The sequence below is a fragment of the Cellulosimicrobium sp. MI9406 genome (assembly GCF_040595865.1).
Classification (GTDB): domain Bacteria; phylum Actinomycetota; class Actinomycetes; order Actinomycetales; family Cellulomonadaceae; genus Cellulosimicrobium; species Cellulosimicrobium funkei.
The window spans coordinates 338,428-363,474 of the sequence record NZ_JALIZI010000001.1 but is presented as its reverse complement, the minus strand read 5'-3'; the positions used below and the strand labels follow the sequence as shown (position 1 = coordinate 363,474).

Genomic DNA, 25,047 nt, shown 5'->3' with positions numbered 1-25,047 from the left:
ACGAGCCCGCGGCCGTGCGGGTGGCCCGGGGCGGTGCGACCGTGGCCGCGTGGCAGGACTCGTGGAGACGCTCTCTCGACCCGTCGGCGCGGCGCTCGCGGCCGTGACCGGCACGGTCGCGCGCCTGCGCGGCGGCCGCCCGATGCACGCGCGCGGCGTGCTGCTCCGCGGCACGCTCGTCGTCGCGGAGGACGAGGCGGGCGCGGTCAGCGTCCCGCAGGGCCGCACGCCCGTCACGGTGCGCGTGTCCCTCGGGGCAGGCCTCCCGAGCGGGCTCCCGGACGTCGTCGGGATCGCCGTGCGCTGGACCGACGACGGCGTGCCCCAGGACGTCCTGTTCGCCTCCTCGGGGAGGGGGCGGCTCACGCGCTTCCTCCTCGTGCCGCGCCGCGCGCTGCTGCGCGGCTGGCTGTCGACGCTCATGCCGCTGCGGTCGCCGCACGGTCCCCGCGTGCTCGCCCTGCGGCCGGACCGCGACGCGGCGCGGGTCGTCGGCACGCCGGTGCTCGAGGTGCTCGAGGCGACCCCGCTCGGCGCCTGGCACCGGTTCGGCGCGGTCGAGCTGCACGGACCCGAGACGGGGTCCGCGCACGACGGCGACGACCCCGAGGTGCGTTTCGACCCCACCGGTCACGCGCCGCGCCACCTCGGCACGTATGGCTGGGAGGACGCGCTGCGCGCTCGCGGCTACGCGGCCGCGCGCCGTGGCGGCGGGCCCGCAGCCCGGTAGCGAGAGAAAAGGGCGGCGACCCCGGAGTCCTGTCCACCGGGACCGCCGCCCGCGAGGGCGGCACCGTCGACGTGAGGCCGCCCCCGAGCCGAGGGCCGGGCGGCGAGGACGCCGCCCGGCCGTGCGCGTCGGTCCGTCAGACCGCCGCGAGCCGACGGCGCAGCCCGAGCCCGACGCCCGCGACGCCCGCGAGCACGGACCCGCCGACCAGCGCCGACATGCCGAGCGACACCCGTCCGACGGGGCTGTTCTCGACGCTGTCCTTGAGCTCCGTCGTGCCGTCGGAGAGGGTGCCCGTGCCGTCCGCGAGCGTGGCCGCGCCGTCGGCGATGCGGGTGCTGCCGTCGTGCAGGTCGGACGCGCCGTCGGCGAGCGTCGTCGTGCCGGCGTGCAGCGTCGCGGAACCCTCGGCCAGCGCCGCGTTGCCCGCCGCGAGGGTCGTCGCGCCCGTCGAGAGGGTCGTGAGCCCGTTCTGCAGGCGCAGCGTCCCGTCCTCCAGCCGCGTGGTCCCGCCGAACAGGTCGCCCGCGCCCGTGCGCAGCCGCACCGTGCCGGCGGAGAGGTCGCTCGCGCCGGTCGCGGCCCTCGCCGTCCCGGCCTTGAGGTCGGCGGCGCCGGACGCGAGCTCCGACGCGCCTGCGGCGAGCTCGGAGGTCTTGGTGGCGAGCTGGGCGTTGCCGCCAGCGACCCGCGAGGCGCCGTCGGCCAGGCGAGCCGTGCCCTCGGCGAGCGCTGCCGAGGCGTCGGCCGCGTCGGTGTTCCCGGCGGCGAGACGGGCGGCGCCGTCTGCCGACGCCGCGTTCCCGGCGGCCAAGGTCGTCGCGCCGCCCGACACCTTCGCGGCGCCGTCGGCGAGGGCGCGGGTCGCCCCGGCGAGCGAGGCGTTGCCGGCCGAGACCGTGCTCGCGCCAGCAGCGAGAGCGTCGGCCCCTCCGGAGAGCTGCGCCGTCCCGGCGGCGAGGCTCTGTGCCCCGCCGGAGACCGCGGCGGCGCCGGTGGCGAGCCCGGCCGCGCCCTCCGCGAGCCGCGTCGCGCCCGCGTCCGCCTCCTGGGCGCCGGTGGACACCCGTGCGGCTCCGGTGCTGAGGTCCCGAAGACCCGCCTCGAGCCGGGCCGCTCCCGCCGCGGCGCCGGAGTCGCCCGCGAGCCCGTCGCGCAGGGCGGACGCGCCGGCGACGAGCCCTCCTGCGCCGGCGTCGACCCTCGCCGCACCGTCGCGCACCGAGCCCGCCGCACCCGCGAGCGCGTCGAGCCTCGCCTTGAGGGCCGGGTCGTCGGTCGCCGCGGCCAGGCCCTGGAGCTGTGCGGCGAGGGAGTCCGCTCCCGCGTGGACCCGGTCGGCGCCCTCGGCCACGGAACGCGTCCCGTCGGCCAGGCGGACGGCGCCGTCGCGAGCCGTGGACAGACCCGCCGCGAGTCCGGTCGCGCCGTCCCGGAGCTGGGCGGACGCCGCCGCGACCTGCTGCGCGCCCGGCGCCAGGAGCGCCGTGCCGGCCTGCAACGAGCTCGCTCCGGCGGACAGCTGCTCGGCGCCCGCCGCGACCGTCGCCGCGCCCGGTGCGAGCGAGCCCGCGCCCCGGGCGGTGGCGGCGACGCCGTCGCGCAGGGTCGACGCGCCCGCCGAGACGCTGCTCGCCCCGGTCGCGAGATCGCGCGCGCCGGACGCGGCGCCGGTGAGTCCCGTGGTGACCGTCGACGCGCCGTCCGCGACGGTGCTCGCCCCGACGGCGAGCCGTGCCGTGCCGTCGGCGAGGTCGGACGCGCCGCTGGCGAGCGCCGAGGTGCCCTCGGCGAGCAGCCCGGCACCCTGCGCGGCCGTCGCGTTCCCGGCGAAGAGCTCGGCCGCACCGTCCTTGAGGGTGCCCGCACCCGCCGCGATCTGGGACGCGCCGTCGGCCGCCCGGGCGTTGCCCGCGGCGAGGCGTGCCGCCCCGGAGTCGAGGTCCTTGCTGCCCGCGGCGAGCCGGGCCGCGCCGCTCGCGGCGTCGCCCGCCCCGGCGGCGAGGCGTGCCGCCCCGGCGTTGAGCTCGTCCGCCCCGGCGGCGAGCTCGGTCGCGCCGTCCAGCGCGGTGGCGCCGCCCGTGGCGAGCTGGGTGGCGCCGTCGGACGCCTTCCGCGCCCCGGCGGAGAGGTCGCCCGCGCCGGCCTCGAGGTCGTCCGCGCCGGCGGCGAGACGCTGCGCGCCGGCCTGGGCCTCGGTCGTGCCGTCGGCGAGGGTCGCGGCGCCCGCGTCGAGCTCGGCCGCGCCGTCGTCGAGGCGGGTCGCGCCGTCGGCGACCTTGCCGTTGTACACGAGGAGGAACGCGACCAGGCCGGCGACCGCGAGGGCGAGCACGGCGAGCGCGACGGAGGTGAGGACCGTGTGCGTGCGTGACGGTCGGAGAGCGTGCTGCGTCATCTGTCGTCCTTCCTCACGCCCGGCGTCGTCGCGGGGCGGTCGGCACGAGGGGAGAGCTGCGGGAGAGGCGGGTACCGGTCTGTTCGGCGCGGGAGTGCGCCGGTGCGCCCGCCACCGTTGGCGGGACGTGGAGTAGCAGGTAGATCCCCAGCGACGCTAGCAACGCCCCGGACACCACGGACAGCGAGTACTAGGTACTTTCGCCGTCACGATTCGGTCACGGGTCCGAAGTATCAGGTACTCCGTGCGCGAGTCCGTCGCTCGGAGCAACGGCCGCCCGTCCGGGGCGCCGGAGACGAGCCCGAGCGCTGCCGTCCGGAGCGGGAGCCGCGCCGCTCATGAGGCGATCTCGGCGCTCATCGGCGAAGGTAGGGCGGTGCTCGACGACGCGCCCGACCAGCGGGGCTCGACGGTGACGCTCCGGACGGTGCTGGGACCGGGGCGGAACGAGGGTAGGGCAGAAGGGGAAGAGGAACAGCATGGAGTGCAGTGCGCCGACCGGCGTGTCGTCCCTCCGGGGAAGGGCGTGGAAGACCGACGCCGAGCCCGGGACCACCGTCGACGGCTCCGGAGCCGTCCGCGAGCAGGGGCGGTGATCCGGTGAGGGCGTCGTCACGCGCGGCGCGGTGGGCCGCCGGCCTCACGACCGCGGTCGTCCCGCTGGCGGTGGCGGGGTGCTCGTTCCAGAGCTCCGAGGAGAGGGCTGCGGAGCAGGTGGTCACGACCTTCTTCGACCGCCTCGTCGACGGCGACGCCACGGGCGCGGGCGAGCTGCTGAGCGATCCGTCGGTGGTCAGCCCGGTCGCGCTCGACGACGCGGTCTACGCCGAGGCGGTGCGCCCCGTCGAGGCCCGTGTCACCTCCGTGACCGGGTCGGGCCCGGAGTCCTCGGTGGACGTCGAGTACCGGCTCGACGGCGAGGAGGAGACGCGCACCCTCGTGGTCAGCACGGAGACCGTCGGAGGGGAGCCGAGGGTCGCGCTCTGGTCCGACCACGGGCTCCCGGTCGTCCATCCGGGCGTCCCGGTGGAGATCGTGGTCGAGGGGTCGGGCGCGTTCGACCTCGCGACGTCGGGGCCCCTGCGGCTGCTTCCCGGGATCTACGACCTCGAGCTCGCCGGGCCGCAGGACCTCACGACGATCGATCCCGACGGCGGCGACAGCGAGCCGTTCACGGTGGAGTTCCCCGTGGACCCGGACGCGATCCAGCCTCCTCCGGGAGCGGAGCTGCGCTCGCAGATGCTGCACGTCGACCCGGTGCTCCGCGCCGAGGTGGCCACCGAGGCCGAGGCGCGCATCGACGAGCTGCTCGCCTCGTGCACCGCCGCCGGGCTCACGGGCGACGACTGCCCGCAGAGCGTCGCGGACGGGATCTTCCGCGGGTACGCAGGGGTGGACGTGGCGTCCGCCGTCTGGGTCCAGGCGGAGCCGCTCTCCCTCGTGGCTGGCGAGGAGGTGCGCGCGTCCGCCCCGTACACGGTGAGTGCTCGATGGCCGCAGGGCCCGCTGGAGGTCACCGTGAGGGTCGAGGGCACCGTGCTGCGTGACCCGTCCGGCGCCGTCGTCGTCGAGCTCGACTGAGGCGTCCCGGCCCGCCGGGACGAGTCGGTCGAACGACCGCCAGGGGCTTTGCCCGACCGGCGCGTGGACCGTGGTCAGTCGCGGTCGTTCGGCATGAGGGCCCACAGGACCAGGTACGCGATGACCTGGGGGCCGGGGAGCAGGATCGAGACCGCGGCGACGATGCGGACGACGGTCGGGTCCCAGCCGAACCGGCGGGCGATCCCGGCGCACACGCCGGCGATCATCCGGCCGTGGCGCGGGCGGGACAGCGTCGGGCGGTACGCGGCGGTGGAGGCGTCTGAGGTGCTCATGCCTCGACGGTACGAGCGTCCCGGGCGCCCCGGTATCCGGAGGTCCCCCGACCCGACCCTGATCCTCGGGGCGGCGACCCCGAGGGTCGGGGCTCAGCGGGCGAGGGCGGCCTGGAACGCCGCGAGCGCCCGCGGCGTCGCGAGGGCGAACGTGACGGCGGCGACGCCCGGCCCGCGGCGCGACCCGTCCCGGTCCCGGGCTGCCGCCGGGTCGGCGGGCTCGTCGAAGAGGTCGGGTGCGGACCAGCCGCGGACGGCGTCCACCGCCACGCGGGCGACCTCCTCGACGTCCCAGCCGTACGCGCCCGCGCTGATCGCGGGGAAGGCGACGGTCGTGGCGCCGAGGTCGTCCGCGACGTCGAGCGAGCGGGCGAAGCACGACGCGAGGAGCGCGGGGTCCGTCTCGCCGCGGTAGCGGTTCGGCCCGACGGTGTGCACGACCCAGCGGGCGGGGAGGTCGTAGGCGTCGGTGGCGACGGCGTCGCCCACGGGCAGGCCGTCGGGGAGGGTCGTGCGCCGGAGCCGACGGCACTCCTCCAGGAGCCGCGGCCCGGCCGCGGCGTGGATCGCGCCGTCCACCCCGCCGCCGCCCAGCAGGGACGAGTTCGCGGCGTTGACGATCGCGTCGACGTCGAGCGTCGTGATGTCGGCGAGGCGTGCGTCGAGGTCCATCGCTCCATCGTGCCCGGGGACGGGGTCGCTCGCCGTCGACCACGGGGTCCGTGGCGGCCTGGCCGCCTTTCTCGACGGCGACCTCGTGCTCGGCGATCCCGGTCAGTCGCGCGAGACCACGACGCTCGAGCTGTGCCCGCCGAACCCGAACGCGTCGACGAGCGCGTGCCGGGCCGACGTCGTGGCCGCCTCCCGCACGACGTCGAGGTCGATCGCGGGGTCGAGCGTGTCGACGTTGAGCGTGGGCGGCACGCGGCCGTCGCGCAGGGCGAGGAGCGCGACGAGGACGCCCAGCGCGCCCGACGCGCCGAGGAGGTGGCCCGTCGCGCCCTTCGTGCTGGTGACGGGCGGCGGCATCCCGAGGGCGGCGCGCAGTGCGTCCGCCTCGTTGACGTCCCCGACGGGGGTCGCCGTCGCGTGCGCGTGGACGAGCCCGACGTCCTCGGGGGAGAGGCCCGCCGAGCGCAGCGCCATCGTGATCGTGCGGGCCTGGTTCTCGGGGTCGCCGCCGACGATGTCGTACGCGTCCGACGTCAGGGCCGCACCCGAGACGACGCCGTGCACGACCGCCCCGCGGGCCCGGGCGTGGTCCTCGCGCTCGAGCACGAGGAGCGTCGAGCCCTCGCCCATGACGAACCCGTCCCGGTCCACGTCGAAGGGCCGGGACGCGCGCTCCGGCTCGTCGTTGCGGGTCGACATCGCGCGGGCCGCGGCGAAGGCCGCGAGCGAGAACGGCTGGACGCCCGCCTCGACGCCCCCGCACACGACGACGTCCGCCGAGCCGGCCAGGATCATCTCGCGGCCCATCGTGATCGCCTCAGAGCCCGCCGCGCACGCGCTGATCGGGGCGCGCGCGCCGGCCTTGGCGCCGAGGTCGATCGACAGCCACGCGGCCGGGCCGTTGGCCATGAGCATCGTCACGGTGTGCGGGGAGACGCGCCGGTGGCCCTGCTCGTGCAGGACGCGCGACTGGTCGAGCGTCGTCGCGATCCCGCCGTTCGCGGAGCCGACGACGACGGCGAGACGCGTCGGGTCGACGTCGGGCGACCCGGCGGACGCCCACGCCTCCCGGCCCGCGACGAGCGTGAGCTGCTCCGCCCGGTCGGTGCGACGCCGCTCCCGGACGGAGAGCGCCTCGGCGAAGGCGTCGTCGACGCGCGCGGCGATGCGCACGGGCAGCTCGGCCGCCCAGTCGTCGTCGATCGCCCGCACGCCCGGCTCCCCGCGCAGCAGCGCCTCCCACGTGTCGGGGGCGGTGCGCCCGACCGGGGTCACCGCCCCGTACCCGCTGACGACGACTCGTGTCATGGTGTGCCCCTTGCAGCCGAGCCGCCGAGAACGGCGACGGGTGTGGTCGATGGGTCTTATTCCAAGTCATCGCGGCGGCCTTTGTCGCCCTCGCAGGTGTGACGGTGCGCACGCCCACATCCCGGCAGCAGCGGCGGACGACTCCCGCGGGCGCCCGCCGGCCGCGTACGGTCGGCACAGCGGCCGCCGTCGGGGAGGCCGTGGGACGAGGGCGGGGGAGCGACGGTGCGACGTGCGGGGACGCGAGGGCCTGCTGCCCGACGGCGCGCGCACCGCGCCGTGGTGGCGGTCGCCGTGGGCGTCGTCGTGCTCGGGACCGGGTCGTGCACCGCGCCCGCGCCCCCGGCGCCCGCGACCTCTGCCCGGGCGGAGACGCCCGCCCTGCCGCCCACCCACGGCGTGCTCGACTACCAGCTCGGCGCCGCGTACGACGAGGTCGACGCGGGGGACGGGCCCGTGCGGCCGGACGTCGTCGTGCGGGACGCGACCGCCGCACCGCTGCCGGGCGCGTACTCGGTCTGCTACGTCAACGGCTTCCAGACCCAGCCCGGAGAGGCCGACCGGTGGCTCGAGGGCCACGAGGACCTGCTCCTGCACGACGCCGACGGGACGCTCGTCGTCGACCCCGACTGGCCGGACGAGCACGTCCTCGACCCCTCCACGCCCGAGCAGCGCGACGGCATCCTCGCGATCCTCGGGCCCGTCGTCACGGGCTGCGCCGACGAGGGCTTCGACGCCGTCGAGCTCGACAACCTCGACACCTGGACGCGGTTCGACGCCATCGACGAGGACGGCGCCCACGCCCTCGCCCGCGCGTACGTCGACCTCGCGCACGACGCCGGGCTCGCCGTCGCGCAGAAGAACGCGGCGGAGATCGCGACCGTCGCGCACGACGACCTCGGCTTCGACCTCGCCGTCACCGAGGAGTGCGCGGTCTTCGACGAGTGCGCCGCGTACACCGACGTCTACGGCGACCACGTGCTCGAGGTCGAGTACCCCGACGCGCTCGCCGACGCCGGCCTGACCTTCGACGACGTCTGCGCCCGCGACGACCGCGCCCCGCTCACCGTCCTGCGCGACCGCGACCTCGTCGGCCCGGACGAGCCGGGCTACGCCTACGACGTCTGCTGACGGCGCGGCACGAGCGCCCGTTCTTCACGAGCGTGACCGTGGGTTCCCGCGCCGCGCGTCACCAGCCGTCGGGCGTGAGGAGCTTGCGGATGCGCTTCTCGCTCACCGGGCCGTCGGTGCCGAGCTGCTGCGCGAACAGCGACACGCGTAGCTCCTCGATCAGCCACCGCACCTCGGCCAGGTCGGCGGCGCGGACCGGGTCGGCCGGGCCCTGGGCGTACGCGGCACGGGCGCGCTGGTAGGCGTCCTCGACGTCGTGCACGCGCCACGCGAGCTCGGCGTCGCGGTTCGGGTTCGACTGCGCCTTCTCCAACCGGTACGACGCCGCCCGCAGGTAGCGCGTCAGGTGCGGCAGGCGTCGGGGCGGGGTCTGCGAGACGAAGCCGTCGTGGATCAGACCCGCGGCCTGGTCGCGCAGGTCGGTGAGCGTGTTGAGCAGCGCGAGGCTGTTCGACGCGCGGATCTCCGCGTCGAGGGTGCGCGACGCGGTGAGCGCGGCGACCACGTGCCCGACCACCTGGTGCACGTGCTCCTCCAGGTGCGCGCGGACGAACGTGCGCGCGGCCGCGTAGGCCTCGGCGTCGCGGACCGTCGCCGCGTCCGGCTGCCCGCTGCCCCCGCTCGTCAGCGCGATCACCGCGGCGAGCTGCAGGTCCGCGACGAGCGCGTCCGTGTTCCGGTACGGGCTAGCCGCCAACGTGAGCGACTGCGTGCCGTTCCACCGGCTCGTGATGCGCCCGGTCTGCAGCGCCGTCTCCGTCAGCAGCAGACGCCGCACGCCCCGCGCGTGCTCCCGCGCCTGCGCGGTCGCGTCGGCCAGCACGCGCAGCGCGACGACCGGCTTGCCCTTCGCGTCCTGCTCCTCGACGACCGCCGGGTACCCCCGCACCACGACCCCACCCCCGAGGTCGGTCGACACCGTCGCTGGCAGCCGCCCGTCGGTGAGGTCGTCGGGCCAGGTGGTCAGGTCGGTGCGCTCGCTCACCAGGCTCGTGGTCGAGCCCGCGGGCGGTGCGCCGTCGGTGCTCGGACCGACCGCGCCGTCACCTGGTGCGGTCGGCCGTCGGTGTCCGTGCGCGGCCTCGACGCCCGTCGCGCCCGACGACGCGCCGCCCGCTCGTCCTGCACCTCGCCCGGGTGAGCCGGACGCAGAGGCGGGGGAGGGGGCGTCGGATGCGAAGGGCGTGGCGGGCCTGGCGGGAGCGCCGTGAGGAACGAGCGGCGCGGACGGTAGCCCGAGCACCGACGCCCCCTCCGCCGCCGGACCCGACCCCGCGAGCTCCGATCCGGACCCCGCGGCAGCCTCGCGCAGCGCCGCCCCCACCGCGCCCTTCACCGCTGCCCGCACCGCCGCCTGGTTCTGGGCGGCGAGACGGCGCTGGAGCGCGAGGAGGTCCTTCGACTCGTCGAGCACGACGGAGCCGCCGCGCCCGCGGGTGTCCTCGACGCGGAACGTCATGCGCAGGTGCGCGGGCAGCCGCGCCTCCTGCTCGGGGCCCCACGCGTCGTCGGGGATGACGACGTCGCGCAGCGCCCGGACGGCGCGCGTGAACGCGACGTGGAACGGCTCGGCCATGTCGCCCGCGCGAGCCATGTCCTCCCAGGCGGGCGTGTGCTCGCGGAGCCAGGCGACGACGTCGCGCGCGACGTCCGGTGCCGGCACGAGCTGGACGCGGACCGGCTTGGGCAGCGAGCGGATCGTCGCCGTGGCGAGCTCGTCGAGCAGGCCCGGCACCATCCAGTCGAACCCGTCGGGGACGACGCGGTTGAGCACGGAGATCGGGACGTGCACGGTCACGCCGTCGGCCTCGGTCCCGGGCTGGAACTGGTACGTGAGCGGGAGCGTCAGCTCGCCCTGCGGCCAGGTCTCCGGGAACTGCGACGTGTCGACCTGCTCGGCGTCGGGCACGAGCTGTTCGAGCGTGAAGGTGAGGAGGTCGGGGTCGCGGCGCTGCGCCGTCTTCCACCAGCGGTCGAAGTGCGCGGCGGACACGACGTCGTCGGGCACGCGCTCGTCGTAGAAGTCGAACAGCACGTCGTCGTCGACGACGAGCCCGCGCTGGCGCGAGCGCGCCTCGAGCTCCTCCGCCTCGGCGAGGAGCTTGCGGTTGTCGTGGAAGAACCGGTGGTGCGTCGTCCACTCGCCCTGCACGAGCGCGTGCCGCACGAACATCTCGCGCGCGGCCTCGGGGTCGACCTTCGCGTAGAGGACCTTGCGGTCCGCGACGATCGGCACGCCGTACAGCAGCACCTTCTCGGTCGCGATCGCCGCGCCGCGCTTGGTCGACCAGTGCGGCTCGGAGTACGTGCGCCGCGCGAGGTCGCCCGCGAGGTCCTCGGCCCACTCGGGCTGGATCCGGGCGACGTCGCGCGCCCACAGCCGCGACGTCTCGACGAGCTCGCCCGCCATGATCCACGCCGGCGGCTTCTTGCTCAGCGGCGAGCCGGGGAAGATCGCGAACCGCGCGCCGCGCGCGCCGGTGTACTCGTTGCGGGCCTGCTTCTGCGCGCGCCGCAACGCCTTGGCGCGGGCCTCGCCCTTGAGGTGCGCGACCGACGACGCCTTCACCTCGCCCGTGTCCTGCATCCCGATCTGCGACAGCAGGCCGGACAGGAGCGCCTTGTGGATCGTGTCGCCGTCCCAGGCGCGCTTGTAGGCCTGGGTGTCGGGGGTCGCGTCGGGGGCGGTGGTCGGGTCCGCGGCGGCTGCCCCCGAGGTGCTCGGGCTACCATCCGCGCCGCTCGTTCCTCGCGTCGCTCCCGCCAGGCCCGCCACGCCCTTCGCATCCTCGGGCGCAGCCGCCGCTCGTCCTGGAGCTCGCCGCGCGTCGTCACCGGCCGCGCCGCGTGCGCGCGGCTTGTACGACATGTCGATGCCCAGGGGCTTGGACATCTCGCGGAGCTGGGCGACGACGTCCTGCCACTCGCGGATGCGCAGGAAGTTGAGGTACTCGGCCTTGCACAGGCGGCGGAAGGCCGACGACGAGAGCTCGTGCTGCTGCTCGCGGACGTACTCCCAGACGTTCAGGTAGGTGAGGAAGTCGGAGTGCGGGTCGGTGAAGCGCGCGTGCGCCTGGTCGGCCTGCGCGCGGACCTCGGCGGGGCGCTCGCGCGGGTCCTGGATCGACATGACGGCGGCGATGATCGCGACCTCGCGCGCGACGCCGAGCCTCGAGCCCTCCCAGATCATGCGGGCGAGGCGCGGGTCCATGGGGAGCTGGGCGAGGACGCGGCCGACCTCGGTGAGGCGCGTGACGCCGTCGGACGTGGCGAGGGCGCCGAGCTCGGTGAGGAGCTGGACGCCGTCGCGCACGGCGCGCGTGTCCGGGGGCTCGACGAACGGGAAGCGCGCGACCTCGTCGGGGGTCTCGACGACGCCGACGGAGATCATCTGGAGCAGCACCGACGCGAGGGAGGTGCGCAGGATTTCCGGCTCGGTGAACTCGGGCCGGGAGAGGAAGTCGTCCTCGGAGTAGAGGCGCACCGCGATGCCGTCGGCGACGCGCCCGGAGCGGCCGGAGCGCTGGTTCGCGCTCGCCTGCGAGACGGGCTCGATGGGCAGGCGCTGGACCTTGGTCGCCTTGGAGTAGCGCGAGATGCGGGCCGTGCCGGGGTCGACGACGTAGTGGATCCCCGGCACGGTGAGCGACGTCTCGGCGACGTTCGTCGCGAGCACGATGCGCCGCGAGGAGTGCGCCTGGAACACGCGGTGCTGCTCGGCTGACGACAGCCGCGCGTACAGCGGCAGGATCTCGACGCGCTGCGGGTGCTTCGGGTCGGTGACGCGGTCCTTGAGGTGGCCGGTGAGCGCGTCGGCGGCGTCGTGGATCTCGCGCTCGCCGGAGAGGAACACGAGGATGTCGCCGTGCCCCTCGCGCATGAGCTCGTCGCACGCGTCGACGATGCCGGTCACGAGGTCCTTCTCCTCGGCGCTCGCGCGGCCCTTCGCCTTCGTGGCGCTGCCGGTGGAGGCGCCGGGGTCGACGTCCGGGGACAGCGGCCTGTACCGGATCTCGACCGGGTAGGTGCGGCCGGACACCTCGACGACGGGCGCGGCGTCGGGCAGCGCGTCGACCACGTAGTCCGGCGCGCCGCCGAGCTGGGCGAGGTGCGCGGGGGAGAAGTGCTGCGCGAAGCGCTCGGAGTCGATCGTCGCCGACGTGATGATCAGCTTGAGGTCGGGGCGGCGCGGCAGGAGCCGCGCGAGGTAGCCGAGCAGGAAGTCGATGTTGAGGGACCGCTCGTGCGCCTCGTCGACGATGATCGTGTCGTACGCGAGGAGCTCCGGGTCGCGCTGGATCTGCGCGAGCAGGATGCCGTCCGTCATGACCTTGACGAGCGTGTCCTCGCTGGAGGTGTCGGTGAACCGCACCTGGTACCCGACGACGCCGCCCAGCTCCGTGCCGAGCTCCTCCGCGATGCGCTCGGCGACCGTGCGCGCGGCGATGCGGCGGGGCTGCGTGTGCCCGACCTGACCCGAGCGGCCTCGGCCGAGCTCGAGCGCGATCTTGGGGAGCTGCGTCGTCTTCCCGGAGCCCGTCTCGCCCGCCACGATGACGACCTGGTGGTCGCGGATCGCGGCGGCGATGTCCGCGCGTCGGGCGCTGACCGGGAGCTGCTCGGGGTACGTGATGGGCGGGACCGTCACGTTCTCGCGCGCCTGCGCGGCCCGGTCGAGCTGCGCCCGGCTCACCTGCCGCGGGCCCGACGTCGTCCGCGCGCCCCGCCCGCGACGCGTCGGCTCCGTGGTCGTCGAGGTGCCCGACGCCGTCCGCTCGCCCCGACCGCGCCCGCGGCGGTTCCCTCGGCGTCGGCGGCCCTCGCGCGGGGTGCCCTCGGCGGCGCCGTCCCGCTGGGGAGGGCGCGCGTCAGGCTGGTTCGCTGCGGGCTCGGTACTCACGACGGTCCATTCTCTCAACCCGTCGCAACTTCATTGCTCCGGGGTGCTGACCGAACGGTGCCCACTGGCGCCGAGCACGGGATCAGCGACCGTTCTCGTCGAGAACAGGTCTCCAACCCCGTGTTCGATGCCGGTCGGGGGGAGGGGGGAGGGGAGCGGGGGTGGGGTGGGTCACGGCGGGGTCGCGCGGGCGTAGCGGGTGGCCAGGGTGCGCACGTGGTCGACGAGGGCCTGCGGTTCCGCCACGTGGAAGTCGAGGCCCAGCATCCCGACCCACACCGCGACGACCTCCACGCTGTCGCCGCCGGTGACGAGGACGCAGCGGTCGTCGGCGAGCGGCTCGACCGTGCCGACCGTCGGGTTGATGCGCCGCAGCACCTCGTCGGCGGGCGCGTCGACGACGATCCGGGCGTGCACGGCCCAGCCGGCGCGCGCGACCTCGCGCACGACGAAGTCGGTCAGGTCGCCGGGGAAGTCCACCGGCGCGAACCGCCGCCCACCCGGCACGCGCAGCACGAGCCAGTCGACGCGGTAGGGGGCCCACGCGCCCGTCGCCGGGTCGCGGGCCACGAGGAACCAGCGGCGCTGCCACGCGACGAGGCGGTAGGGCTCGAGCTCGAGCGGCTCGTCGCGGTAGAAGCAGCGCAGGCCCTGGTGGTCGCGCACGGCGTCGGCCAGGGCGGTGAGCGTGTCCGGGTCGACGACCGGGTCCTCGACGTTCGAGTCCGTGTTCGCGGGGCCGGCGGCGCTCGCGGACCGGAGCGCGGCGAGACGACGGCGCAGGCGGTCCGGCATGACCTGCTCCAGCTTGGCGAGCGCGGACGCCCCGGACTCCTCGAAGCCCGCCGTGCCGGTCGCGGCCCGCAGCCCGACGGCGACCGCGACGGCCTCGGCGTCGTCGAGCAGGAGCGGGGGCAGCCGCGCCCCGGCGCCGAGCCGGTACCGGCCGCCCGGGCCGCGCACCGCGTCGACGGGGTAGCCGAGCTCGCGCAGGCGGGCGACGTCGTTGCGGACCGTGCGGTCGCTGACGTCGAGGCGCTCGGCGAGCTCGGCGCCCGACCAGTCGGGGCGCGACTGGAGCAGGCCGAGCAGCGCGAGCATGCGGGCCGAGGTGGAGGCCACGGGTCCCTCCTGGGGTCGACGGACGACGCGGGAGAACTTCTCGGAGCACCGCCAGAATAACGGAATGAACCGTTCCTGAACCTTTCCTAGAGTCGGGAGCAGAGCAGGGCACGAGGCCCCGCCCGACCGAGGAGACCACCATGACCGCGTCACACCTCTCCCCGTCCCTCGAGCACCGCCCGTTCTCCGTCGCCGTCCCGCAGGCCGACCTCGACGACCTCCGGTCGCGCCTCGGGCGGACCCGGTTCGCGCCCGCCGCCCCCGGGGACTCCTGGGACTACGGGACGCCCGAGTCCTACCTGCGCGACATGGTCGGGCGCTGGACGAACTTCGACTGGAGGGCCGTCGAGGACCGGGTCAACGCGTACCCGGGCTTCCGCACCGAGATCGACGGCCAGCCGATCCACTACCTCCACGTGCGCTCCCGGCACGACGACGCGACGCCGCTGCTGCTCGCGCACACCTACCCGGGCTCGTTCCTCGACTTCCTCGACATGATCGACCCGCTCGTCGACCCCGTCGCCCACGGCGGCCGGCCCGAGGACGCGTTCCACCTCGTCATCCCCTCCATGCCGGGCTTCGGATTCTCGACGCCCGTCGTCGGGGACACGGACTGGACGATGGCGCGCGTCGCCCGCACCTACGACGTCCTCATGCGCGACCTCGGGTACGACTCCTACGGGATCCACGGCAGCGACGGCGGCGCGATGGTCGGCCGCGAGCTCGCGGTCCTCGACCCCGAGGGCTTCCTCGGCGCCCACGTGCTCCAGCTCTTCTCCTTCCCGTCGGGCGCTCCCGGCGAGATGGACGGCTTCGGCGAGAAGGAGTTCGCCGCGCTCGGGCACCTCCAGTGGTTCCAGTCGGTGGGTGCCTACAACACGATGAACGCGTCGCGGCCGCAGACGATGGCCGCGGGCCTCGCCGACTCGCCCGTCGCCGTCCTCGCCTACCACGAGCTGTTCGAGAGCTTCGGCAACGGGACGAGCCTCGTGAGCGCCGACCAGGTGCTCGCCCAGGCGACGCTCTACTGGCTGACCAACTCCTACGCGACCGCCGCGCGCTACCACTACGCGGAGCAGCGCTCGGGCGCCGAGCCGGTCGTGAGCCGGGGTCGGATCGGCGTGGCGGTCTTCGCCGACGACTTCCAGACGATCCGCGCGTTCGCCGAGCGCGACAACGCCCGGATCGAGCACTGGTCCGAGCACCCGCGCGGCGGTCACTACGCGGCGCTCGAGGTCCCGCTCGACGTCGTCGCCGACCTCCGGATCTTCTTCGCCTGAGGCCCGCGGCCTTCGAGAACGGGGTACCGCGCGCTCGACCACGACGTCGCCGTCGTCATCCGGCCGATGACGACGGCGACGTCGTGCTCGGCGCAGAATGGGGCGGTGTTCTCCCGACCCGTGACCCGCCTCGACCTCGTCCCGCGCCGCGTCCGCGTGCACGCCGTCCGGGAGACGTCCGGCGCGCTGCGCCGCCTCACCTTCCGCGACGCCGCCCCGGGCGACGCCTCGCTCGCGACGCTGCGCGCGCCCGGCCCCGACGACCACGTCAAGGTGTTCCTCCCGGACCCGGCCACCGGCGTCCTGCACGCCCCGACGCTCACCGACGACGGCGCCCTCCAGCGCCCGGCAGGCGTCGTGTCGATCTCGCGCGAGCTGACCGTCCGGGCGACGCGGACCGTCGACGGGGTTCCGGAGGTCGACGTCGACTGGGTGCTCCACGGCGGCACCGGCCCGGGTGCGCCGCCCACCGGCCAGGGTGGCCCGGCGTCGGCGTGGGCCGCACGGGCGGCGGTGGGCGACGAGGTCGTGCTCGCCGGCCCGACGACGAGCCGCGCCGCGCCGGACGGCGTCGGGCGGCTCCTGCTCGCCGGGGACGAGACGGGCCTGTCTGCGCTCGCGCGCTGGGTGGAGGCGGTCGGGGCCGACGTGCCCGTGACCGCGATCGTGGAGATCGGCGACGACGTCGACGAGGCGTTCGTCGAGGACGAGCTCGGGCGCGCGACGACCGAGCTCCTCTACCGCACCGACGGGCCCGGGCAGCTCGCCGAGGCCGTCCGCGCGCTCGGTCCGCTCGACGCCGACGAGTACGTGTTCGCCGCGGGCGAGGCGACCGACCTCGTCGCGGTGCGCCACGCGCTGCGCGGCTCCGGGGCACGGCCCGACCAGCTCGCCGTCCACGGCTACTGGCGCCGCGGCGTCGTCAACCTCGACCCCGAGGCTCCTTTGGACCCGACCGACCCCGACTGACCCCGCGCCCGGGTCACCTGCCGTGCAGGACGTCGACGGCGAGCCCGCGTCCGGCGACGGCGAGCCGCGAGTCGTTCGTCCACAGGGCGGAGCACCCGTGGACCTGCGCGGCGGCGAGGTGCAGCGCGTCGGGCGTCCGGAGCGACGAGGAGGCGCGCAGGCGTGCCGCCCGCTCGAAGGCCGCCGTGTCGAGGGGAAGCCCGACGAACAGGTCGAGCGCGCCCCGGTACCGGTCCTCGAGCTCCGGGTCTCCGGACCGCAACGGTCCCACGAGGCACTCCAGCCGGACGAGCGGGCTGATCGCGAACTCCTCGTGCCCGTGCCGGGCCAGCAGCTCGCGCACGTGCGGGCCGCGCTCGGCGTCCTCGACCAGGTAGATGACGAGGCACGTGTCGAGGTAGATCACTCCCAGCCCTCGCGCGCGGCCTCGATGTCGGCGTCGATCTGGCTCGCCGAGCGGGCGGTCCGTCGCGACGGCGGGTGGTCGTCGAGCCACTCGACGATCGCCGCCCCGGTCCCGTGCGCGAGGTCGGCCCGGACCGGCACGAGCCGCACGAGCGGGACGCCACGCCGCGCGATGACCACGTCCTCGCCGGCTGCGGCTCGATTGACGAGCTGAGAGAGGTTGTTCTTGGCCTCCAGCACGTTGACCTGCATCGCCGCTCCTCGGGTCGGGTATCCTGGCCAGGATACCTGGCCAGGGTGCTCTGCGGAAGGCTCGCGAGGGCCGTGAGGTCCCCTCCCGCGGGCGTCTGCGGGCGGCGTAACGGGCTGCAAGCGGACCGACGGCGCGCCACAGTGGGCCCATGACCCGACTCCTCGTGCTCGGCGGTTCCGACTTCGTGGGGCGCGCCGTCGTCGACGACGCCCTCGCCCGCGGCTGGGACGTCACCGTCCTCAACCGGGGCACCACGCCCGTGCCCGACGGCGTCCGGCAGCTCGTGGGCGACCGCACCCGGCCCGACGGCCTGGGCGCGCTGCGCGCGGAGGACGTCCCGCAGAAGTGGGACGTCGTCGTCGACACGTGGTCCTGGGCGCCCGCGGCGGCGCGCGACGCCGCCCGGCTCCTCGCCGGCCGGGTGCCGGGCGACGACCGGTACGTCTACGTGTCGTCGCGCTCGGTGTACCCGTTCCCGCGGCCGCGCGGGGCCGACGAGACGTCGGAGCTCGTCGACGGCGACCCGGACGACACGACCTCCGACGACTACGCCCGCGCCAAGCGCGGCGCGGAGATCGCCGTGACCGACGCGCTCGGCGACCGGGCGATCCTGCTGCGCGCGGGCCTCGTCCTCGGGCCGCGGGAGAACGTCGGCCGCCTGCCGTGGTGGCTGCGGCGCGTCGCGCGCGGCGGCCCGGTGCTCGCCCCCGGGCCCGCGGACCTGTCGCTGCAGTACGTCGACGCGCGCGACCTCGCGGCGTTCGCGCTCGACGTGGCGCTCGCGGGCGCGTCCGGGCCGGTCGACGTCGTCAGCGCTCCCGGGCACACGACCATGGGCGAGCTGCTCGCCGCGTGCGTCGAGGCGACCGCCGACGACGCGGCAGCGGCGGGCGACCCGCCCGCCGAGCTCGTGTGGGTCGAGCCGGAGGCCGTCCTCGCGGCCGGGATCGAGCCGTGGACCCAGCTCCCGGTCTGGCTGCCGCCGGGCGAGCTGCACGACGCGCTCCACGGCTCCGACACGTCGCGCGCGGCGGCGCTCGGCCTGCGCACGCGCGACGTGCGCGAGACGGTGCGCGACACGTGGGCATGGCTCTGCGCCCTCGACGCCACGGGAGAGACGACGCCGCAGCGCGCGGACCGCCCCGCCGTCGGGCTCCCGCCGGACCTCGAGGCCGCCGCGCTGCGCGCCGCCGGCCGCGGCTGACCCGCCGACGCGGCTCGTCGGCGAGGGGGTTGGCCGCGCAGCGATCAGTGGGGGGTCAGTGCTCCGCGAGGAGCTCGCGGACGCGGGGGATCACCTGGGTGCCGTACAGCTCGATGCTGCGCAGCATCGTCGAGTGGGGGAGCGTGCCGGTCGAGTACTTGAGGTCGAACCGGCCCGCGCCCAGGAGGCGGACGGTGCGGGCGATCTTGCGGGCCACGGTCTCGGGCGAGCCGACGTAGAGCGAGCCGTCGCGCACGTCGTGGGCGAACCGCCCGCGGTGGTACGCGGGCCAGCCGCGCTCGCGCCCGATCCGGTTGTTCATCGCCGCGAAGTGCTCGTAGACCTCTTCCTGCGCCTGCTCGTCGGTCTCGGCGACGTGGCCGGGCGAGTGCACGCCGATCGGCAGCACCGGGGTGCCGAGCTCCTCGACCGCGCGGTGGTAGAGGTCCACGTAGGGGCGGAACCGCTCGGGCTCGCCGCCGATGATCGCGAGCATGAGGCCCAGCCCGTGCCGCGCGGTCCGCACGACCGACTCGGGCGAGCCGCCGACCCCGACCCACGTGCGCAGGCGCCCGCTCTCGGTCTTGGGCCAGACCTCCTGGTCGGCGAGCCCGGCGCGCGTCGTGCCCGACCACGTGACCGGGCCCTCGTCGAGCAGGTGGACGAACAGGTCGAGCTTCTCCTCGAACAGCACCTCGTAGTCGGCGAGGTCGTAGCCGAACAGCGGGAACGACTCGATGAACGACCCGCGCCCCAGGATGACCTCCGCACGCCCGCCGGACAGCGCGTCCAGCGTGGAGAACCGCTCGAAGACGCGCACCGGGTCGTCGGAGCTGAGCACGGTCACCGCGGAGCCGAGGCGGATGCGCGACGTCCGCGTCGCGATCCCGGCGAGCACCACCTCGGGCGCGCTGATGGCGAAGTCCGCGCGGTGGTGCTCCCCGACGCCGAAGAAGTCGACGCCGACCTGGTCCGCGAGCTCCGCCTCCTCGACGACGTCGCGGATCGTGCGCGCCCCGCTGAGCAGCACGCCGTCCGGCCCGGCGGTCACGTCGCCGAAGGTGTCGAGCCCGAGCTCGACCGTCGCGGGGTCCGGTTCGGCCGTCGCGCTCTCGGTGGGGATCGGGGAGGTCGTCTCGTCGGTCATGATCTGCTCCTGCGGTCGGGCGACCGTCGGGGGGACCGGTGCTCTCACCGGTGGCGCGGTCGTGCGCGTCTCAACCGTGCCCGGTCCGCGGATCTTCCGCGACCCGTCCGCGGGCGGCCGGCAGGGACGACGACGGCCGCCGCCCCGGGTGGGACGGCGGCCGTCGGTGCCGCGCCGGCGGGCCGGCGGGGACGTCAGTACGTCGCGACGTCGCCGTTCGCGACGAGCGCTGCGATGGCGACGATGTAGATGACGAAGCCGATGGCGCCGAGCACGGTGAAGATGATGCTGAGGATGAGACCCCACTTGGCGAGCTGGTTGTCGAAGCCCGCCTCCTTGCTCTTCTTGCGCGCGATCGCGCTGACGACGATGCCCGCGACCGCGAAGACGAACGCGAGGACGAAGCCGACGATGCCGAGGGTCTTGCCCGGGTCCTCGATCGGGGCCGAGTAGCCGGCGGGGGCCTGCGGGGCGGCGGGGTACTGCTGGGCCATGGTTCTTCTGCTTTCTGGTGGGGCCGACGTGGTCGAGTCCGGACGGGGCGCGGACGGGGTGCCGTCCGCGCGACTGCGGGGCTCATTGTGGGGCATGACGCCTGTGCGTGAACAGGGGGAGTTCTCCCCGGGTGCCGTGAACACGGGACATACCGGACAGGCCGGGCGGATCAACCCGCCGTCGGGTCGCTCGGGGCGTAGAGACGCAGCGCTCCGCGCCGCATGGTGAGACGGACGGTGACCGGCCCGGTGGGGGCGACGTCGTCGAGCGAGAGCGTCTCGCCGTCGTGCGCGAGCACCACGGGCGGCGACCCGGGGTGCCCGTGCTCGGCGTCGGGGGAGCGGTCCGTCGTGACGGCCTCGCCGTCGGGCCCGACGACCGCGCCGCGCGCGGGGAAGCGGAGCTCCAGGGCCGGGACGGACGTCGCGTCGACCACGAGGTGACCCCGCACCCCGGGCACGCGCCGCGCGACGCGGGTCCCCGCGTCGCCCGCCGCGACCTCGAGGAACGTGCGCAGCCGGCTCGCGCGCCGCTCGGCCCGGGCCGTGCGGACGTCGAGCACGCCGTCGTCGAGGCGGTGCCGCTCGACCGGCGCGAGGCTCTGCGGGTAGTAGCGGTTGACGCCCGCGAACAGCGACCAGTACTCGCCCTCGTGCCCGTCCACCTCCATGCGCACCCGGTGCGCGCGCCGCAGCACCCGCGCCGCCGCGAGGACGGCCGCCGGCCACTTGCCGAGCCGGTGCTCGTGCTTCTCGCGCTCGGTGACGAGCTCCGGGTAGACGCCGGCCGAGAAGGTGTTGAGCACGGTGCGGGGCGGTCCGTCGACCCCGTCGACCTCGAGGTCCGCGACGTCGATCGTCACGCCCGAGCCCGTCCGCACCGCCTCGATCGTCGCGCGCATCGACGTGAGGTCGGCCGCGCGCGCGAAGTGGTTGAGGGTGCCGCCGGGGAGCACGGCGAGCGGGAGGTCGTGCGCGCGCGCCGCCGCGGCCGCGGTCGACACCGTGCCGTCGCCACCGCTGATGCCGAGCGCGCGGGCGCCCCGCGCGACGGCGTCGTCGTACAGACGGCGCAGGTCGTCGCCCTCGGCGAGCACGTGGACGTCGGCGCGGGGGAGCCCGTCGCGGACCGCCGCGAGCGGGTCCTCCTTGAGCAGCCGGCCCGAGCCCGCCGCCGGGTTGACGACGACGAAGAGGCCCGCGCCGTCGTCGAGCGCGGGGACGTCCGCGGGCGGCCCCGCCGGGACGTCGGGGCGCTGCTCGGCCCGGCCGGGGACGAGCACCCGACTCGCGAGCGCGACCCCGACGCCCAGCGCCGCCCCCGCGGCGACGTCCGAGAACCAGTGCGAGCCCGTGTGCAGACGCGAGTACAGGACGGCCCCGGCGAGCGGCGTGAGCGCCAGCCCGACCGTCGGCCACTCGATCGCGACGCCCGTGACGAACGCGGCGGCCGACGCCGAGTGGCCCGACGGGAACGAGGGCGACGTCGGGGGGTCCGCCACGCGCCGCCACAGCGGGAGGCCGTCGAGCGACGGGCGCACGCCCCCGAACACGGTCTTGCCGACGACGTTCGCGAGGACGCTCGACACGAGCAGCGAGCCGTAGCCGCGCAGGGCGGCGTCGCGCCCGCGCCGCCCGGTGGCGGCGATCCCGACGGCGGCCCCGGCCCACAGCACGCTGTGGTCGGCCCACGTCGAGAGCCGGGAGAGCGCGGTGTCGGCCGCGGCCCCCAGCGCGCGGCGGTTCGTCCAGCGGTTCACCGCGCGGTCGAGGCGGGCGACGCCGGGGAGCGCCTCGTGCGGCTTGACGATCCCGGTGACACGAGGCATCTCGCCATCGTAGGAAGGGCGGTCGAGGACCGCGCGGCGACGGCGCTCCGGGCCCGCGTGAGCCAGGTGGTCGGCTCAGGCCCCCGCGCGGCTCGTCTCGCCGCGGAGCGTGTCGATGTGCGCCTGCAGGCGCTCCAGCGCGACGGCCACGCCCTCGCCCGCGTCGTGCGCGAGGTCCGTCACATAGCGGAGCTGGGCGGACGCCGCGTCGAGCGCGACCTGCGCGTCGGCGAGCGCGACGGCGGCGCGACCGTCGGCCGCCTCGTCGTCGTCGGTCGCGCGCTCGAGCGCGGAGCGGGCCTCGTCCGTCGCCGCCTCGACCGACTCGACGGCGTCGAGCACGTCGTTGCGGAGCACGGGGTGCAGGGCGGGGAGCTGGGCGTGCACGCGGTCGAGGTCGTTCCCGATGGTCTCCGTCTGGACCTGCGCGTCGGCGATGAGCTGCTGGACCTCGGCGGCGCTCGCCGTCGAGCACATCGGCAGCATCATGGACAGCGCGAGCAGGCTCGCCGCGGCGAACCGGGCAGACGTGCGCGTGCGCTGCGGCGTCGTGGGCTCGCTCGTCCTCGCTGACATGGCGACAAGTCTCCCGGGCGAACCTGAGAAGCACCAGGGAATCGAGGGCGAATTCATGGAGATTTCGCACACAGCGCACGCAGGAGGCGTGGTCCGGCGGCCCGGACCGGGTTCCGGGCCGCCGGAGCGGACGGTCAGACGCGCGCGAGCCGACGGCGTCGGGCGGCCGCGACCCGCGTCCCGACGAGCCCGTGCCGCGGGCTGAACAGGTACGCGAGCGCGAACGCCACGCCCAGCGCGACGACGACCGTCCCGCCCGACGCCGTGTCGAGGTAGTAGCTGACGTAGATGCCCACGACCCCGCACACCGCCGCGACGAGCGGCGAGATCCACAGCATCCGCGAGAAGCGGTCGGTGAGGAGGTACGCCGTCGCGCCGGGCGTGATGAGCAGCGCGACCACGAGGACCACGCCGACGGCCTGGAGCGCGACGACGACCGTCAGCGCGAGCAGGCCGAGCAGCAGCGCGCCGAGCCGCCGGGGCGAGAGCCCGATCGCGTGCGCGTGCGTCGGGTCGAACGCGTAGAGCGTGAGGTCGCGGCGCTTGAGCACGACGACCGCGAGCGTCACCGCGCCGAGCGCCAGCACCTGGAGCAGGTCCGCGCGCGACACCCCGAGCAGGTTGCCGAACAGGATGTGGTTGAGGTCCGTCTGGCTCGGCGTCACGGAGATGAGGACGAGCCCGAGCGCGAAGAGCGTCGTGAACACGACCCCGATCGCGGCGTCCTCCTTGACGCGCGACGTGTCGCGCACCGCGCCGATGAGCAGCACCGCGAGCAGCCCGAAGACGAGCGCGCCGAGCGCGAACGGCGCCCCCACCACGTACGCGAGCACGACGCCGGGCAGCACGGCGTGCGAGACGGCGTCGCCCATGAGGGACCAGCCCACGAGCACGAGCCAGCACGACAGGACGCCGCACACGATCCCGGCGGTCACGGTGACGGCGAGCGCGGTGCGCAGGAACTCGAACGACAGGGGTTCCAGGAGCGTGGCGAGGAGGTCGGTCACGGGGCGACCTCCACGCCGAACGCGAGCGCGAGGTTCTCAGGCCGCAGGACCTCCGCTGGCGTCGAGTGCAGCAGCACGCGGCGGTGGAGGAGCACCGCCTCGTCGGCGAGCTCGGGCAGCGCGTGCAGGTCGTGGGTCGAGACGAGGACGGTCGCCCCGCCGGCCGCGAGCTCGCGCAGCAGCGTGGTGATCGTCGCCTCCGTGCGCTTGTCCACGCCGGCGAACGGCTCGTCGAGCAGGAGGATGGTCGCGCCCTGCGCGAGCCCCCGGGCGACGAACGCGCGCTTGCGCTGCCCGCCCGAGAGCGCGCCGATCTGCCGGTCGGCGAGGTCGGTGAGCTCGACGCGCGCGAGCGCGTGCTCGACCGCCTCCCGGTCCGCGGGCCGCCTGCGCCGCGTGAAGCCCTGGTAGCCGTAGCGGCCCGTCATGACGACGTCGCGCACGCTCAGCGGGAACGCCCAGTCGACGTCCTCGCTCTGCGGCACGTACCCCACCGCCTGGGCGCGCCGGGCGCGCGCGGGGGGTGCGCCGTCGACCAGGACGGTGCCGCGGTCCGGCCGGACCATGCCCATGACCGCCTTGAACAGCGTCGACTTGCCCGAGCCGTTCATGCCCACGAGCCCGCACACCGTCCCCGGCCCGTGCGAGGACCCCAGGGCGAGCGTCGCGCCGTCGAGCGCGAGGACGTCGCCGTAGTGGACGGTGAGGTCGCGCACGTCGATCGCGGGCGTGCCCGACGGCGCCCGCCCGCCCGCGCTCACGCGTCACCGCCCGCGGTGGTGCCTGTGAGGCCCGCGACGATGGTCTCGGTGTCGTGGCGCAGGAGGTCGAGGTAGGTCGGCACGGGGCCGTCGGGCGCCGACAGGGAGTCGACGTAGAGCGTCCCGCCGAAGGCCGCGCCGGACTCGCGCGCGACCTGCTGCATCGCGTCGTCGGAGACGGTGGACTCGCAGAACACGGCCGGGACGTCGTGCTGCTCGACGAACTCGATGGCGCCGACGACCGACTGCGGCGTCGCCTGCTGCTCGGCGTTGACCGCCCACAGGTACTTCTCCGCGAGCCCGGCGTCGCGCGCGAGGTACGGGAACGCGCCCTCGCACGTGACCAGCGCGCGGTGGCCCTCGGGCAGCGCGTCGAGCGCCGTCGTGAGCTCGTCGTGCACGGCGGCGAGCTCGGCGGAGTAGGCCGCGGCGTTCGCCGCGTAGTCGTCGGCGTGCGCCGGGTCGAGCTCCGCGAACGCGTCGGCCATGTTCTGCACGTAGACCTGCGCGTTCACCGGCGACATCCAGGCGTGCGGGTTCTCCTTGCCCTGGTACTCCTCGGCGGTGTCGTCGCCCAGCGCGATGGGTTCGACGCCCTCGCTCACGACGACGTGCGGCACGTCGAGCCCGTCGACGAACCGCCCGAACCACGCCTCGAGCCCCATGCCGTTGTCGAGGATGAGGTCGGCGTCCGCCGCCCTGCGGACGTCGCCGGGCGTCGGCTCGTAGCCGTGGATCTCCGCCCCGACCTTCGTGATCGACTCGACGCGCAGGTGGTCGCCCGCCACGTTCTCCGCCATGTCGGCGAGCACGGTGAACGTCGTGAGCACGACGGGCCGGCCGTCGTCGGGCGGGGTCGCCCCCGCGTCCGTGGCGCTCGAGCAGCCGCTCAGCGTCGCTGCGGCGAGAACCGCGACGGCTGCGGCAGCGCGGGATGCGGACTTCCGCGTCGAAAAGTTCGGCATACCGAAAAATCTAGTCGGCACG

Annotated in this window: 21 protein-coding genes; 6 read left to right on the top strand and 15 right to left on the bottom strand. The window is 75.5% G+C overall.

Annotated features, from left to right (window positions below; all coding sequences use genetic code 11):
* Positions 1-49: 49 nt before the first annotated feature.
* Positions 50-730: a hypothetical protein gene (locus MT994_RS01550; protein WP_354804809.1), complete on the top strand. Its 681-nt coding sequence runs from the start codon at positions 50-52 to the stop codon at positions 728-730.
* Positions 731-866: 136 nt separating this feature from the next.
* Here the strand turns inward: MT994_RS01550 and MT994_RS01545 are convergent, their stop codons facing one another.
* On the bottom strand, positions 867-3,128 hold the full coding sequence (locus tag MT994_RS01545; protein WP_354804807.1) for a hypothetical protein: 2,262 nt from the start codon (positions 3,126-3,128) through the stop codon (positions 867-869).
* A gap of 600 nt (positions 3,129-3,728) precedes the next feature.
* On the opposite strand from MT994_RS01545, the gene MT994_RS01540 reads away from it, so the two are divergent.
* Positions 3,729-4,709 carry a hypothetical protein gene (locus tag MT994_RS01540; RefSeq protein ID WP_354804805.1) on the top strand — a complete coding sequence of 327 codons (981 nt, stop codon included), beginning with the start codon at positions 3,729-3,731 and terminating at the stop codon, positions 4,707-4,709.
* 74 nt (positions 4,710-4,783) lie between these two features.
* On the opposite strand, the gene MT994_RS01535 is transcribed toward MT994_RS01540, so the two are convergent.
* The 3 genes from MT994_RS01535 to MT994_RS01525 all read right to left on the bottom strand — a co-directional run bounded on the left by MT994_RS01535 (position 4,784) and on the right by MT994_RS01525 (position 6,982).
* Positions 4,784-5,002, bottom strand: a complete 219-nt coding sequence (locus MT994_RS01535; protein WP_021482897.1) for a PspC domain-containing protein — start codon at positions 5,000-5,002, stop codon at positions 4,784-4,786.
* A 93-nt stretch (positions 5,003-5,095) separates the two neighbouring features.
* Positions 5,096-5,674 carry an O-acetyl-ADP-ribose deacetylase gene (locus MT994_RS01530; RefSeq protein WP_354804804.1) on the bottom strand — a complete coding sequence of 193 codons (579 nt, stop codon included), beginning with the start codon at positions 5,672-5,674 and terminating at the stop codon, positions 5,096-5,098.
* 102 nt (positions 5,675-5,776) lie between these two features.
* Positions 5,777-6,982, bottom strand: a complete 1,206-nt coding sequence (locus tag MT994_RS01525; RefSeq protein WP_137280954.1) for a beta-ketoacyl-[acyl-carrier-protein] synthase family protein — start codon at positions 6,980-6,982, stop codon at positions 5,777-5,779.
* Positions 6,983-7,264: 282 nt separating this feature from the next.
* On the opposite strand from MT994_RS01525, the gene MT994_RS01520 reads away from it, so the two are divergent.
* On the top strand, positions 7,265-8,113 hold the full coding sequence (locus MT994_RS01520; RefSeq protein WP_354804802.1) for an endo alpha-1,4 polygalactosaminidase: 849 nt from the start codon (positions 7,265-7,267) through the stop codon (positions 8,111-8,113).
* Positions 8,114-8,171: 58 nt separating this feature from the next.
* Here the strand turns inward: MT994_RS01520 and hrpA are convergent, their stop codons facing one another.
* On the bottom strand, positions 8,172-12,806 hold the full coding sequence (gene hrpA, locus MT994_RS01515; protein WP_354805091.1) for an ATP-dependent RNA helicase HrpA: 4,635 nt from the start codon (positions 12,804-12,806) through the stop codon (positions 8,172-8,174).
* Positions 12,807-13,184: 378 nt separating this feature from the next.
* Positions 13,185-14,135: a WYL domain-containing protein gene (locus tag MT994_RS01510; protein ID WP_354804800.1), complete on the bottom strand. Its 951-nt coding sequence runs from the start codon at positions 14,133-14,135 to the stop codon at positions 13,185-13,187.
* Between the two features lie 140 nt (positions 14,136-14,275).
* Between MT994_RS01510 and MT994_RS01505 the strand changes: the two genes are divergently transcribed.
* Together MT994_RS01505 and MT994_RS01500 are read left to right on the top strand one after the other, a co-directional pair.
* Positions 14,276-15,415 carry an epoxide hydrolase gene (locus tag MT994_RS01505; RefSeq protein ID WP_354804798.1) on the top strand — a complete coding sequence of 380 codons (1,140 nt, stop codon included), beginning with the start codon at positions 14,276-14,278 and terminating at the stop codon, positions 15,413-15,415.
* A gap of 105 nt (positions 15,416-15,520) precedes the next feature.
* Positions 15,521-16,384 carry a siderophore-interacting protein gene (locus tag MT994_RS01500; protein ID WP_354804796.1) on the top strand — a complete coding sequence of 288 codons (864 nt, stop codon included), beginning with the start codon at positions 15,521-15,523 and terminating at the stop codon, positions 16,382-16,384.
* A gap of 13 nt (positions 16,385-16,397) precedes the next feature.
* Here the strand turns inward: MT994_RS01500 and MT994_RS01495 are convergent, their stop codons facing one another.
* Together MT994_RS01495 and MT994_RS01490 are read right to left on the bottom strand one after the other, a co-directional pair.
* Complete coding sequence (locus MT994_RS01495) at positions 16,398-16,790, bottom strand: type II toxin-antitoxin system VapC family toxin (protein WP_061267944.1); 393 nt, start codon at positions 16,788-16,790, stop codon at positions 16,398-16,400.
* Complete coding sequence (locus MT994_RS01490) at positions 16,787-17,041, bottom strand: type II toxin-antitoxin system prevent-host-death family antitoxin (RefSeq protein ID WP_021483636.1); 255 nt, start codon at positions 17,039-17,041, stop codon at positions 16,787-16,789. The genes MT994_RS01495 and MT994_RS01490 overlap by 4 nt, the downstream gene beginning before the upstream one ends.
* A 149-nt stretch (positions 17,042-17,190) precedes the next feature.
* Here MT994_RS01490 and MT994_RS01485 point away from each other — a divergent pair, with 149 nt between their 5' ends.
* Entirely contained in the window at positions 17,191-18,246 is a 1,056-nt protein-coding gene (locus MT994_RS01485; RefSeq protein ID WP_354804794.1) for an NAD-dependent epimerase/dehydratase family protein, read from the top strand.
* 55 nt (positions 18,247-18,301) lie between these two features.
* Here MT994_RS01485 and MT994_RS01480 read toward each other — a convergent pair whose 3' ends face one another.
* The 7 genes from MT994_RS01480 to MT994_RS01450 form a co-directional block, all read right to left on the bottom strand.
* Positions 18,302-19,393 carry an LLM class flavin-dependent oxidoreductase gene (locus MT994_RS01480; RefSeq protein ID WP_083711540.1) on the bottom strand — a complete coding sequence of 364 codons (1,092 nt, stop codon included), beginning with the start codon at positions 19,391-19,393 and terminating at the stop codon, positions 18,302-18,304.
* Between the two features lie 194 nt (positions 19,394-19,587).
* Complete coding sequence (locus MT994_RS01475; protein WP_354804793.1) at positions 19,588-19,887, bottom strand: hypothetical protein; 300 nt, start codon at positions 19,885-19,887, stop codon at positions 19,588-19,590.
* A gap of 170 nt (positions 19,888-20,057) precedes the next feature.
* Positions 20,058-21,716 (bottom strand): phosphatase PAP2 family protein, encoded by a 1,659-nt coding sequence (locus MT994_RS01470; protein ID WP_354804792.1) that lies wholly within the window; start codon positions 21,714-21,716, stop codon positions 20,058-20,060.
* Between the two features lie 75 nt (positions 21,717-21,791).
* A complete protein-coding gene (locus tag MT994_RS01465) occupies positions 21,792-22,292 on the bottom strand; it encodes a hypothetical protein (protein WP_043658772.1) in 501 nt (166 codons plus the stop codon).
* A 134-nt stretch (positions 22,293-22,426) separates the two neighbouring features.
* Positions 22,427-23,299, bottom strand: coding sequence for a metal ABC transporter permease (locus tag MT994_RS01460; RefSeq protein ID WP_061267940.1), 873 nt, complete (start codon positions 23,297-23,299; stop codon positions 22,427-22,429).
* A complete protein-coding gene (locus MT994_RS01455; RefSeq protein ID WP_043658776.1) occupies positions 23,296-24,060 on the bottom strand; it encodes a metal ABC transporter ATP-binding protein in 765 nt (254 codons plus the stop codon). Before MT994_RS01455 ends, MT994_RS01460 begins: the two co-directional genes overlap by 4 nt.
* A complete protein-coding gene (locus tag MT994_RS01450) occupies positions 24,057-25,025 on the bottom strand; it encodes a metal ABC transporter substrate-binding protein (protein ID WP_085387088.1) in 969 nt (322 codons plus the stop codon). The genes MT994_RS01455 and MT994_RS01450 overlap by 4 nt, the downstream gene beginning before the upstream one ends.
* Positions 25,026-25,047 lie beyond the last annotated feature (22 nt).